The sequence below is a fragment of the Bacillus cereus group sp. BfR-BA-01355 genome (genome assembly GCF_022663675.1).
GTDB lineage: Bacteria > Bacillota > Bacilli > Bacillales > Bacillaceae_G > Bacillus_A > Bacillus_A thuringiensis_S.
The window spans coordinates 1-13325 of sequence record NZ_JAKUFY010000053.1 but is presented as its reverse complement, the minus strand read 5'-3'; the positions used below and the strand labels follow the sequence as shown (position 1 = coordinate 13325).

Here is a 13325-nt window from a genome sequence, read left to right as displayed (position 1 = left end):
ATTTATATAAAAAATATTTGTTATATGCAAAAAACTAAGCAGGAATTTGTTTACGCTTTTTCTGGAACAGCTTCTTGTAGTTTCTCAATTGACTTTTGGATGTCCAAAATTTCTTTCTCAATATGGCGCTTGTTTTGAGAAATATCTTGTTTCCAGTTAGAAAGCGTGTCTTGCATGTCATCTTTTAGTTCTTGAAACACTTCTTTACCTTCTGAAGCAGTTTCAACAATTTGACGCTTTAATAATTTCGTATCAGCTGTAATATCAGCTAAAGTCTTTTTAATATCATTTCCTTTTTCTTTTAACTTGCCGCGCATGTCTTTACCAGAAGAAGGAGTTGAGAAAAGAACGGCTAGTCCAGCAACTGCTCCCCCGCAAATAACACCTGTAATAAAGGATTTAGCTTTTGACATAAAAGGAGACCTCCTTATTTTTTGTTCGTATTCATGATGTAAAACAATATGCATATCTTTCTTATATGTGCTATGCACAAACAATCATCCCTGAGCATTTTAAGTGAAGAAACAAGCCATGCGGAATTTGATGACTTCAGGGAAGTGGCTTGTTATGTATTACGCCTTCTTATAGTGTCATTATTTCACACTATTTGCAATTGTACTTGCGATGTTTTGTAAATTTTCCATAGTGTATTCATTTTGGTGTGATTTCCAAACAGCACCGAAACCATCTTTTTCACCGTAGCGTGGAATTAAATGAAGGTGGAAGTGGAACACAGTTTGTCCAGCTTTTTCACCGTTATTGTTAAGTAGGTTAAAGCCAACTGGATTAAACTCTGCTTTAATCGCATTTGCGATTTTTGGAACGACAGAAAAAATGTGTGATGCGATTTCTGGCGTTAACGCAAAAATGTCTTGTTTGTGAACTTTCGGAATAACAAGAGTATGTCCTTTTGTTACTTGACTAATATCTAAAAATGCAAGCACATGTTCATCTTCGTATACTTTTGAGCAAGGGATTTGCCCGTCAATGATTTTACAAAAAATACAATTGTCTGCTGTATGATTCATTGATCTCATCCTTTCAAATATCCTTAGCCGTATTTTACCATAATTACATAAGAGAACAAACACGAAAAACAGGAAGCTGACTCAGCTTCCTGTTTTCTGAAGAGGGATTGAAAAAGCATTATCGTAATTTACGTTTCGCAGACACCTCATTTATTTAAGAAATGCACGGTAAATCGGCTAAAGTTTCTGCCGTAGACACCCCATTTTCAAGTGAAATGAATTGCAATCTTTTTTTAAAATGAAATTGTTTATTTTTTAAAACAGTATATGCTCTTTCGGAGACACCCCGTTTCGAAAATGAAACAAATAATCTGGTTATGTGTAAATTTCATTGTCCAACATGGACACCCCATTTCATGATGACTTCACTATGTTGTTGTACTCATCAATTGGTGGTTGCTTTTTCAATGTGTTCCTTCTTCAATAATTATGATGTCCGCTTTCGGGAAAATATATGCTAATAAATTTAAATTTTTTTTTTGAGTACATGGATACTATGTAGTACAGCATAATTTTTGGTAAGATGAATATAGAATGAATACTAATGAAGAAAGTGGTGTCGTATGAGCGAGTTATTGCGTGTAGAAAATGTTACAGGAGGATATACGAAACGACCTGTATTAAAAGACGTTTCGTTCTCTGTTAATAAAGGCGAACTTGTCGGCTTAATCGGTTTAAATGGAGCTGGTAAAAGTACGACGATTAAACATATTATCGGTTTAATGGAACCGAAAAAAGGAACTGTCACAATTAATGGGAAAACAATTCGTGATGATATGACAGCGTACCGTTCTAGCTTTTCATTCATTCCAGAAACGCCGGTATTATATGATGAATTAACGTTAGAAGAGCATTTGAAATTAACAGCGATGGCGTACGGCGTCGATGAAAAACAATATGAAGAACGTGTAGGACAACTATTACATGAATTTCGAATGAAAAATCGTTTAAAATGGTTTCCATCTCATTTCTCAAAAGGGATGAAACAAAAAGTAATGATTATGAGCGCGTTTTTAGTTGAGCCATCTCTTTACATAGTAGACGAACCTTTCGTTGGATTAGATCCGTTAGCAATTCAATCTCTTCTTCAAATGATGGATCAAATGAAAAAGAGTGGAGCCGGTATTTTAATGAGCACACATATTTTAGCGACGGCAGAGCGTTATTGTGATTCGTTCATTATTCTGCATCAAGGTGAAGTAAGAGCGAAGGGAACATTAGCTGAACTGCAATCACAGTTTAATATGCCAGGTGCAACGTTAGATGATATTTACATCGCGCTAACAAAGGAAGAAGATTATGAATAGCACAGCGTTATGGAAAGAACGATTTCGTCACTTTCTAAAAGAAGTTCGTACATATAGTAAATACGTATTTAATGATCATTTGAAATTTATTTTCGTGTTCATCATCGGTGCGGGAGCGTATTATTACCAGCAATGGTTACAAACGTTAACATCTTCCTTTCCAACTGCGCTCGTAATGGCAGTATTAATTGGACTCGTGTTAACAGCTGGATCCATTCAAACGTTATTAAAAGAAGCGGATCTCGTTTACTTACTGCCAGTTGAAGAAAAGTTAAAACCTTACTTCACCAAGGCATTTCTTTTTACATTTATGATTCAGTTATACATAATCGCAATCGTAGCAGCTGCGCTTGCTCCGTTATACTTCCAACAAATGAAGCAAACCGGTGCTGGCTACATATGGATTGTCCTCGCATTTGTCATTGTAAAAGCGTGGAATTTATTCGTCGCGTGGGAAAAATCATTTTTAACAGATCAAAATATACAAAGGGCTGATTGGTTTATTCGTTTTATCTTAAACGGTTTATTTGTATATTTCCTTGTGGAACGTACTTCAGTTCTTGTTATTGGCGGAATCGTTCTGCTCATGGTGTTATATCTTGCTATCATGCATCAAATGGTAAAAGGAAAGCCGCTAAACTGGGAGTATTTAATTTCTGAAGAAGGTAAGAAAATGATGCTGCTGTACCGAATTGCGAATATGTTCGTTGATGTACCAGCATTAAAAGAAAGAGTATCACGTAGAAAATGGCTTGATTTCATTCTTTCGATAATCGGCGAAAAGCGTACATATTTATACTTATATACGAGAACGTTTTTAAGATCAGGTAACTATTTTGGATTATATGTGCGTCTGCTCGCTCTTGGAGGAGTTATTCTTTACTTCATGCCATTTTTATACGGGCGATTTATCGTAAGTTTTATTTTCCTATACTTAATTGGCTATCAGCTATTAACTTTATGGAAACATCACCGCATGAAAATTTGGCTTGATTTGTATCCAGTAAAGGTAGATGAAAAGAAGAAAGATTTTCTTACTTTATTAAATGTGATTCTAATCATCGGGAGCGTAATCTTTACAGTTATATTTGCACTAGCAACGAAAGATTTCATGATGACAGGAATTTTACTTGTCGTAAGCATATTATTTAGTATCGGTTTCGTTTACCAATACGGTGCGAAGCGCATTGAACGTTTAAATTGAAGGGAATGAACCTATGATTACATATGAAGAAAAGGTTATAAAAGAACTGGAGCAGTGGAAAGCTACATTCATGAAAGATTCTTCTATGATGACACGGTTCTCAAAGAAAGTGCAGACGAAAGTACAACAGCTTATTCCGGCGAAAGTGCAAAAAGTCTTAACAGAAACGATTCGGATGATGGTGCAAACGATCAGCGCCGGATCAAACTTTATAAAGCCGAAGCTAAAAGAGACGACATGGTCACTGCAAAGACGTGATGACGAAGTGCGTAAAAAAATGGATGAGTACAAAAAAATAGCTGCGGCAGAAGGAGCAGGGACGGGGGCTGGTGGTATTTTACTCGGTCTTGCTGACTTTCCGCTTTTACTTACGATTAAAATTAAATTTTTATTCGATGCAGCAACGTTGTATGGATTTGATACAAGTAAACAAGAAGAGCGTCTTTTTATTCTTCACGTTTTCCAACTCGCCTTTTCAAGTGACAGTCACAGAAAAGAAATATGGAAAGCAATTGAAACGTGGGATACAGAAAAAGAAAATCATATGGACTGGGAAAAGTTCCAAACAGAATACCGAGACTATATCGATTTAGCGAAAATGCTTCAGCTCGTACCAGTAATCGGTGCCCCGGTAGGCGCATATGCGAACTATCAATTGCTGCAAAGACTTGGAGAAGTGACAATGAATTGTTATCGTATGCGATTGCTAAATAGAAAGTAAAAAAAAGCATCCTAAATGTGTGATTTAGGATGCTTTTTTTAGAAGTTAATTTCGCTATAGCCAACTCCGACTACAATCAATATGATAAAGAGCACAATAATGGATGGAAATCCGCTTTTATTATCGTGACCAGCCTCATCGCCGCCTTTATCCCGCTGTTTATGGAGGCTGATTAAAGTTTCACTTTATCAAGAACTTCCTGTGTAAACTCTTATTAACTTGCAAATTATTCAGTTTCATTTTATAATTTATTTACCGACCGGTAAGTAAAAATAAGTGAGGTACAGTATGACAAAGAATTTACAAACATCGCAAAACATTGTCGAGGCATCATTTAAACTCATGGCAGAGCACGGCATTGAGAAGATGAGTCTTTCCATGATTGCGAAAGAGGTAGGTATTTCAAAACCGGCTATTTACTATCATTTTTCTTCTAAAGAAGCGTTAGTTGATTTTTTATTTGAAGAGATTTTTTCTGATTATCATTTTGCAAATTACTTCGATAAAGAGCAATATACGAAAGAAAATTTTGCAGAAAAGCTAATCGCAGATGGTTTACATATGCTCTCTGAGTATGAAGGGAAAGAAGGAATACTACGCGTTATCAATGAATTTATCGTAACTGCATCGCGAAATGAAAAGTATCAGAAACGATTATTTGAAATACAAGAGGATTTCTTACATGGTTTCCACGATTTATTGAAGCAAGGCGCGAGACTGGGCGTTGTGTCACAACATGCAACGGAAGAAAACGCTCATACGCTAGCGCTTGTGATCGATAATATGAGCAATTATATGCTCATGGGATTTCAGTTAAAATATAAAGAAATTTGGATTCGAAATGTGAAAAGCGTCATGAAGGAGGAGTAAAAATGAAAATGCAAAAAAACTGGTGGCTCGGTTTTCTTGGATTCATTGGAGTTTATAAAATTCCAGGCATGATAGAGGCTTTTCAAGCAGATGGAAGTTGGATGAAGTTAATCGGTTTTATTTGGCTACTTTGGTTCGGATATTTTATTCCAGAGAGGAAAGAAGATTAAATTTTAATTTTCTGTAAAGTTATGTAAAATATAGATTAAGAGTATTCGTATATTAGATTACTAGATTTGGAGTGGTTACATGGATCCATTGAAAAATGAAATTAACCCTGACATGGTCAAATTGTGGAAAATTCGTGCTGTAATTGAAGAAGGGATCGGTATACTCGTCATTTTAGCTTACCTTTTCCTCATGATAAAGTTTGATTGGTGGGCGTGGATTTTGTATGTGATGATTGGGCTAACAGTTGTGTTCGCGCCATTTTCGTACTTCTTATTCCCGAAACTACGTCAACGTTATTACAGCTACCAACTAAATGAAGAAGAACTTGAAATTCAGCATGGTCTTTTCGTCGTAAAGCGCGTATTAGTACCGATGATTCGTGTGCAGCACGTTACGATTGAACAAGGACCAATTATGAGAAAATACGGATTAGCAGAATTACACATTTCAACAGCAGCAACTTCTCACAGCATCCCAGGCTTAACGATGTATGAAGCAGAAATGTTGAAAACGAAAATCGCAGAATTAGCGAAAGTGAGTGATGAGGATGTATAAGAGGCAGCATCCAATCACGATGTTATTAGAATTAAAAATAACAGATTTTATACCACTCATTATTTTCATGTTTAGCTTAAACGGAAAATTCCCGTTTTGGTATTTAATTCCCGCAGCATTTGGTTTACTCACTGTTTTTTCAGTATTTGAAAAATGGTATTACACAACATATTGGGTTGAAAATAACGTATTACATGTGAAAAAAGGTCTCTTCGTGAAAAAGGAGAGCTACTTAAATAAAGAACGTGTTCAAACGATTAATACAAGTTCTAACGTACTATATCAAATGCTCGGTTTGAAAAAAATTCAGATTGAAACAGCTGGTGGGGGCGATGAAGCAGAAGTTAGCTTAGCTGGTATTACGGCAGAAGAAGCGGCGGAGCTTATTGCTTTGCTAAATGAGCCAACTCCAGAAGTGAAAGCAGAAAAAACGTTAGACGAAACAGCAGAAAATACAGTAGAAAAAGCAATCGTTACAGAGGAAAAGCAAACGACAGAGTACAAGTTAACGTGGAAAGAGATTTTAATAGCGTCTGTTACATCTGGTCAGTTTGGACTATTATTCTCATTAATCTTTTTTGTGTATCACCAAGTAGATGAGTACATTCCAAAATGGATAGAGAATGGCGTAAAGTCGTATGTAATGGAACATGATATATATGGCTGGATTTTCATGATAGCTATTTTGCTCGTCCTTTCGTGGATTATATCGACAATTGGCTACGCGTTAAAACATGGTAACTTCACAGTAAATCGAAAAAATGATGAAGTCCGTATTTCGCAAGGGTTACTGGAAAGAAAAGAACTCGTACTAAAATTGCACCGTATTCAAGGGATTACGATAAAAGAAGGCATTTTACGCCAACCGTTCGGTTATTGTGCTGTGCAAGTAGAAGTCATTCAAAGTGAGGGAAAAGAAGAAAAAGTTACACTGCATCCTATCATTCGAAAAAATCGAGTGCAACAGTTACTCGCGCATTTACAATTACCATACGAACTGAATACAAATATTACTTCGTTACCAAAAGCAGCATTGCGCCGCTATCTCATTGATAGTTTCATTTTCTTCGCTATGCTAGCAATCCCGCTTACTGGAATAAGCGTATACTTTGAAAAGTATTACATCATGTGGGCATTACTACCGCTCGCAATCCTTATCTTTACACTTGGCTACGCAACATTTAAAACAAATGGTTACTGTGTTAACGGAGAACAAATTACACTTGTCTATCGTAGCGTCGGAAAATACACAGGACTTATTAGAAGAAGACACGTCCAATCAATGGAGAAGACACAATCATATTTCCAGCGCCGCGCGGATTTATGTACGTATAAGTTTTCTAGTGCATCATCTAGTTATAAAATAGAGCATACGAGAGTAGAAGACGCGGAGAGAATGCAGGATTGGTATAAGAAGAGAATGAGTGAGGAATAATTTGAGAAAGCTTGCCTATTATGAAGGGCAGGCTTTTTTTGTTATAAGGAAATGAGTGGTTTAAGTGATAGAGCAGTACAACTACAGCACACATGTATTAATATGTATGAAAAAAGGTAATATTCTTCTATTTTAGAGGAATCTGTGGAATTTTTGATATAAATGGTATACTAAAATATAAATAGTATTAGGAGGTTATATATGATAAGTCAGTTGAAAAGAGAAGCACTTGATGCATTAAAAGGAAGATGGGGATTAGCGGTAGGGGCAACTTTATTAATTGGAATCCTTATTGGAGCTGTTGAAATGCTAACAACAGGTATTTTTTCGATATTTTGGGGTTGGGAAGAAGCAAGTGATTCACTCACAGTAAGTATTATTGTAATGCTTGTTATTGGTCCATTAACAATAGGTGCCTATTATCTTGTTTTAAATGCAATTCGTAGGACTGATGCTCGCATTGGTCATATATTTAGATGGTTTAGCGATGGAAGTAAGTTGATGAAGTCGTTTTTAACATATTTACTAATGTATGTATACTTGACTCTATGGACATTACTTCTTATTATTCCAGGTATTATTAAATCATTTTCTTATTCTATGACATATTTTATTTTGAATGATCATCCAGAATATACAGCGAATCAAGCGATTACTGAGAGTCGTCATATGATGAATGGACATAAAATGGATTACTTTTTACTATGCTTAAGTTTCTTAGGCTGGTTCATATTAAGTATTCTTACTATAGGAATCGGTTTCTTATGGTTAGTACCTTATTTCTACTCGACATCGGCAGCATTTTATGAAGAGATTTCAAAAGAATATTATAAAAAAGAGAGCACTACTTTCTAATAAAACATATAAACTATCTACCCTAAAGAATGTAGGGAGCAGATAGCAGATGGTTTAGGTGTTTTGATATTTGTCCTATTTTCGGGATTCACTTCAGGATAAGGTATAGATTTTTATATAGAAATGCTTCCCTCTATGTTTTATCATAGAGGGTTATTTTTTTATGTAAAAATGATAGGAAATAATGAATAATATATGTAAAGAAAAAAGCGAGGTGAATGAGAGTGAGCAAATTTTTAATACCGTATTCATTTTCTATATTAAGTTTCTTTATTTCAGCAACAGCACTTGATTTATATGATAGGATGGGAAACGATAGTGAGCTGGTTTCGCCGAACATAATTGGAAAGATAATTCAATCTACTGCGCAAATGGGAGTCCTTACATTGTATTTCGGAGTACCTATTATTTTAGGTGGCTGTCTACTTGGTGAGCTATTGTTTAGAGGTATCATTTTACGATTTAAACTAAGCTATATTATATCTTTATTATTATATCTATTTTTAGCTTTTAGTATTGTTTTCGTAACGGTAGGCATTCCAACTACATATGAAGATTCTAATACATTTTTCATAGGGATAACTATGATTTGTGCTGTTACATTCTTTGTGAGTCGGAATATATGGGAAAACAAGTTAATAATGGAGTGACAAAATGAAATACACCTGTCCATGTTGCGGATATAAAGTTTCACTTTATTGGATCAGTTAGAAAACCGACTAGTGAAGATGTGAAGGATGCTAGTTGGCCGCGAATTTGTTAAGTAAAATGTTATTACTCGATTCGATGGGAGTAATAACATTTTTTATTTAATGCTGAAAGAATTACTGCCGTCTTATAAAGTAATAAGAAGGACTACATCGGTAAATTTTATTGATGGATATATTAGGAATGAATACAAAAGTATAGATGTATAGTCGACTTTGTGTATTTAATGTTATCATATTGAATGATATGGAAATTTTTAATAGAATAAGTAACTAAAAATTCAAAGGTAATGAAGCTTTTGTTGTATAAAGAAAATACTTAGTAGTAATCAACAATATTAAAAATAAGATTCGTATTTATATAAATTTAGTAGAAATGGGGTTTTAAAAAGGAATGAGTATCAGCATAACGCGGCAAAAGATTTTGGCGGCCGCTTCTCAAATTGTGCAATGTAAAGGGGTTGCTAAATTAACCTTAGAAGCAGTGGCAAAAGAGGCGGGTGTAAGTAAAGGTGGATTATTGCATCACTTTGCAAATAAAGAAGCTTTAATAGAAGGTATGATAGTCAGAGGGATAGAGGATTATGAGGGCGCTATTTACAATAAAGTAGCGGAAGACTCGGAGAGGAAAGGGAGATGGGTTCGCTCTTTTGTAGAGGAAAGATTAAGTAATGAGAGAAGAACAGAAGAGTTGTCTAGTAGTATGATGGCAGCATTCATGTTAAAACCTGAATTACTTGAGCCATTACAACAATCATTTCAGCAACTGCAAAAGAATATAGAAAACGATGAGATAGATTCAGTTTGTGCAACAATTATTAGATTAGCAGCAGATGGATTATGGTATTCGGAATATTTAGGGGTTGGCAGACTAAGCCCCGAGTTAAGAGAAAAAGTGATTCAAGCTCTTATTGATAATTCATATAAATAGAATATACGAACTATATAATACGAAAACAATTCACCATTACTTATTTAATGTAGTGGTGAATTGTTTTTTTTATTAGAAAAATAGAACAATTTTATAGAGTATTGAATTATAACCGTCCAGACGGTATAGTAATATTTGGTTTAAGAGGAAAATGAAACAAAAAAAGAATAAAAGATATTTTTAGCACACTATTCGAAAGGATAGGCCGCAAAGCTTAGAGTCTACGGTAATACATATTGGTTACTAAGATCGTCTGGTTGCACATTTTTGATGCAACCGGACGGTCTTTTTTTGTTATATAAATATAAAAAAATAGGAGGGAACTATGCAAATGAAAAGTACTAAAAGGCATATTTCAATGGTTTCATTAGTTTTTCTAGTATTATTTTCAGTGCTGAATGTGTGGGCTCCAGTTATTCAAGCTGCTGTGATGAAAAGTCCAGTGGACGAAATTAATATTTCCCGTACTGATGGCACGACATCTGAACCGTATCAAGCCTCAGATGGTATGAAAGTAGAAGTGAAGTGGTCAGCTAAAGAAAAAATAAAAAGTGGAGATCAATTCACAATTGATATGCCAAAAGAGTTTCGAAAAGACCTTATGAATATGAGTTTTCCTTTAAAAGATGCTGAAGGAAAAACAGTTGGTACATGTGAGATGAAAAAGGGTCTATTAACGTGTACTATGGGTGATTACGTAGAAGGAAAGAATAACATTAAAGGCTCTTTATTCGTAGAATTCTACTTTGGTCTAGAAGCATATGATGGTGTTAAAGAAATTCCATTAGAATTTAACGTTGATGGTCAAATCGTCAATAAAGAAGTAAGTGTAAATAATACGACAGAGAGACCGAAGCCACAGCCTAATACGGAAAATTTATTGAAATGGGGTTCTTATAATCAAGAAGATCCTTCAATTGCTGATTGGCTTGTATACGTAAATGCAACTGGAACAGAAATGCAAGATCTTAAATTAACAGATACATTAGGACCTGGGCATGAGTTAATTACAGACAGCGTAGTATTAGAAGAGGCTGTATTTGAAGATGGTTATGCACCAACAAATATTAAGCCAGCAGATTTATCTAACATTAAAATAAATGCAACGAAGACTGGATTTACAATTGAGTTTCCAGACAGTTCAAAAGGTTATATTTTAAGATATAAAACAAAGGTTACAAATCCTGCTGCAAAGCCTCATAAAAATACTGTGAAATTAGAAGGTAAAAATATTAAAACTGAAGAAAAAGTAGGACAAGTATTTGTAAGTGGTGGAGGAGGATCCGGTTCAGGTGACAATAATCCACCTAGCATTGAAAAAAATATAGTTGATGAGAATGGCAAGCTTGTAGAGAATGAGCAGTTAACACAAATGGATCAAGTTATTCAATACCAAGTTGGTACACATATACCGAACGATCCTCCTAAATACACATCTATGGTAATTAGTGATGATTTAGAAGATGTTTTAGAAGTATTAGAGGCAAAAGTGTATGATCAAAATGGCCAAGATATTACTTCTAAAGGAACGTTAAATATAGATAAACAAAGAAGTGAAGTAACATTTACGTTTGGTGAGAGTTTTGACTATAAGTCATATGAAGACCAGATAATCAATCTCAGTATCAAGGCGAAAATAAAAAATAATGCAGACTTATCTTCTTACGTAGATAAGAAGATTCCTAATAAAGCGGAATTGCATTTTGATGATAAAACATTAACATCAAAAGAAGTAACTATTACGCCGCCTGAAGCTCCAAAAGATGGTACAGTATTGATTCATAAAACAGATTCTGAGAATCCGAATAAAGGGTTAAAAGGTGCCGAATTTGAAGTTCGAAATAGTGCAAATGAAGTTGTTGCAAAACTAAAAACGGACGAAAAAGGTTTTTCAGTACCTCAAACTTTAGCTCCTGGGACGTATAAAGTTTATGAAACAGTAGCACCAGAAGGATATCAAAAATTAACAAGCCCAGTAGAGGTTACACTTCAAGCTGGAGAAACAAAAACAATTGAAATTAAAAATACTATGCAAAAGGGTCAAATTGAAGTAAAGAAAATTGATTCGGAAAATGGTGAAAAACCATTGGAAAATGCAGAGTTTGATATAGTAAAAGACGGTGTAGTAGTCGAACATATTGTTACAGATAAAGATGGTAAGGCAATCTCTAAACCGTTAGCACCAGGAAAATATATTTTAAAAGAAACAAAAGCACCTGAAGGCTACCAATTAAAAGAAACAGAGTTCGAAGTAAATGTAACAGGGGACGGCATATTCCCAATACAAGTGGAAAATGCAATGGTAGACAAAGGTAATATAGAAATTACAAAAGTGGACAAAGAAAACGGGGCAGTATTAGCCGGTGTTGAATTTGAAGTCCAAGATGAGAAAGATGGCGTAGTAAGAAAAGTAGTAACAGATAAAGATGGAAAAGCAAACGTTTCAGATCTATCAGTAGGAAAGTACAAATTAGTAGAGACGAAAAGCTTACCAGGTTACAAAAATCTAGCAGAACCAGTACTATTTGAAATTACAAAAGGTATGACAAAAGCTTTATCAATAAAAGTAGAAAATGAGCAGTTAGACAAAGGCTCAGTAGAAATTACAAAAATAGATAAAGATAGTCAAAAAGTATTAGAAGGCGTAGTCTTCGAAGTGCAAGATGAGCAAGGAAAAGTAGTAACAGAAGTAAAAACAGATAAAGATGGTAAAGCAAAAATCTCAGATTTATCAGTAGGAAAGTACAAATTAGTAGAGACGAAAAGTTTACCTGGCTACAAAAAGCTAACAGAACCAGTATCATTCGAAATTACAAAAGGTATGACAACAGTCCTATCATTGAAAGTAGAAAATGAACAGTTAGATAAAGGTTCAGTAGAAATTACAAAAGTAGATAAAGACAACAAAAAAGCATTAAAAGGCGTAGTCTTTGAAGTGCAAGATGAAGCTGGAACAGTAGTAAAGGAAGTAAAAACAGATAAAGATGGTAAAGCAAAAATCTCAGATCTATCAGTAGGAAAGTACAAATTAGTAGAGAAAGAAAGTTTACCAGGCTATAAGAAACTAACAGATCCAGTATTATTTGAAATCAAAAAAGGCATGACTGAAGTTCTATCATTAAAAATAGAAAATGAAATGGTAGATACGGGAAATGTAGAGATAACAAAGATAGATAAAGATAATAAAGCACCGTTAGCGGGAGTAACATTCATCGTCCAAGATGAAAAGGGTAATGAAGTTACAAAAGTAACGACAGATAAAGATGGAAAAGCAAATGTTTCAGATTTACCTGTAGGAAAGTATGAATTAGTAGAGGTAGAAAGTTTACCTGGTTATAAAAAGCTAGAAAAACCAGTATCATTTGAAATCAAAAAAGGCATGACCGAGGTTCTATCATTAAAAGTAGAAAATGAAATGGTGGATACAGGGAATGTAGAGATAACAAAAATAGATAAAGATAGTAAAGCTCCATTAGAAAATGTTGTATTTGAAGTACGTGATTCAAAAGGAAAAGTAGTTACGAAAGTAACGACGGATAAA

Annotated in this window: 14 protein-coding genes and 1 riboswitch; of the genes, 11 read left to right on the top strand and 3 right to left on the bottom strand. The window is 34.6% G+C overall.

Annotated features, from left to right (window positions below; translation table 11 throughout):
• Window positions 1-50 precede the first annotated feature (50 nt).
• Together MR167_RS17895 and MR167_RS17890 are read right to left on the bottom strand one after the other, a co-directional pair.
• Window positions 51-413: a YtxH domain-containing protein gene (locus MR167_RS17895; protein WP_000030302.1), complete on the bottom strand. Its 363-nt coding sequence runs from the start codon at window positions 411-413 to the stop codon at window positions 51-53.
• 180 nt (window positions 414-593) lie between these two features.
• Window positions 594-1028, bottom strand: a complete 435-nt coding sequence (locus tag MR167_RS17890; RefSeq protein WP_001016835.1) for an HIT family protein — start codon at window positions 1026-1028, stop codon at window positions 594-596.
• Between the two features lie 563 nt (window positions 1029-1591).
• Between MR167_RS17890 and ecsA the strand changes: the two genes are divergently transcribed.
• From ecsA to ecsC, 3 genes are read left to right on the top strand one after another with little or no spacing between them, the layout of a single operon-like run.
• Window positions 1592-2335, top strand: coding sequence for an ABC transporter ATP-binding protein EcsA (gene ecsA, locus MR167_RS17885; RefSeq protein ID WP_001292597.1), 744 nt, complete (start codon window positions 1592-1594; stop codon window positions 2333-2335).
• Window positions 2328-3539 carry an ABC transporter permease EcsB gene (ecsB, locus tag MR167_RS17880; RefSeq protein ID WP_242315166.1) on the top strand — a complete coding sequence of 404 codons (1212 nt, stop codon included), beginning with the start codon at window positions 2328-2330 and terminating at the stop codon, window positions 3537-3539. The genes ecsA and ecsB overlap by 8 nt, the downstream gene beginning before the upstream one ends.
• 13 nt (window positions 3540-3552) lie before the next feature.
• Window positions 3553-4260, top strand: coding sequence for an ecs operon protein EcsC (gene ecsC, locus MR167_RS17875; RefSeq protein WP_016077987.1), 708 nt, complete (start codon window positions 3553-3555; stop codon window positions 4258-4260).
• 38 nt (window positions 4261-4298) lie between these two features.
• Here the strand turns inward: ecsC and MR167_RS17870 are convergent, their stop codons facing one another.
• Entirely contained in the window at window positions 4299-4433 is a 135-nt protein-coding gene (locus tag MR167_RS17870) for a YjcZ family sporulation protein (protein ID WP_102981857.1), read from the bottom strand.
• Between the two features lie 115 nt (window positions 4434-4548).
• On the opposite strand from MR167_RS17870, the gene MR167_RS17865 reads away from it, so the two are divergent.
• The 8 genes from MR167_RS17865 to MR167_RS17830 form a co-directional block, all read left to right on the top strand.
• Complete coding sequence (locus tag MR167_RS17865) at window positions 4549-5130, top strand: TetR/AcrR family transcriptional regulator (RefSeq protein WP_242315164.1); 582 nt, start codon at window positions 4549-4551, stop codon at window positions 5128-5130.
• A 2-nt stretch (window positions 5131-5132) separates the two neighbouring features.
• Entirely contained in the window at window positions 5133-5300 is a 168-nt protein-coding gene (locus MR167_RS17860) for a hypothetical protein (protein ID WP_000783816.1), read from the top strand.
• 79 nt (window positions 5301-5379) lie between these two features.
• Window positions 5380-5856 (top strand): PH domain-containing protein, encoded by a 477-nt coding sequence (locus tag MR167_RS17855; protein WP_242315162.1) that lies wholly within the window; start codon window positions 5380-5382, stop codon window positions 5854-5856.
• Window positions 5849-7291, top strand: a complete 1443-nt coding sequence (locus tag MR167_RS17850; RefSeq protein WP_000278226.1) for a PH domain-containing protein — start codon at window positions 5849-5851, stop codon at window positions 7289-7291. Before MR167_RS17855 ends, MR167_RS17850 begins: the two co-directional genes overlap by 8 nt.
• Before the next feature lie 201 nt (window positions 7292-7492).
• The gene (locus MR167_RS17845) at window positions 7493-8146 is read left to right on the top strand and encodes a DUF975 family protein (RefSeq protein WP_000625404.1); all 654 of its coding nucleotides are present in this window, start codon (window positions 7493-7495) and stop codon (window positions 8144-8146) included.
• A gap of 224 nt (window positions 8147-8370) precedes the next feature.
• Window positions 8371-8796, top strand: coding sequence for a hypothetical protein (locus tag MR167_RS17840; protein WP_002083032.1), 426 nt, complete (start codon window positions 8371-8373; stop codon window positions 8794-8796).
• Between the two features lie 451 nt (window positions 8797-9247).
• Window positions 9248-9784, top strand: coding sequence for a TetR/AcrR family transcriptional regulator (locus MR167_RS17835; protein WP_242315160.1), 537 nt, complete (start codon window positions 9248-9250; stop codon window positions 9782-9784).
• Between the two features lie 172 nt (window positions 9785-9956).
• Window positions 9957-10049, top strand: a riboswitch (cyclic di-GMP riboswitch).
• Between the two features lie 60 nt (window positions 10050-10109).
• A partial coding sequence (locus MR167_RS17830; RefSeq protein ID WP_242315158.1) for a SpaA isopeptide-forming pilin-related protein occupies window positions 10110-13325 on the top strand: 3216 nt, incomplete at its 3' end.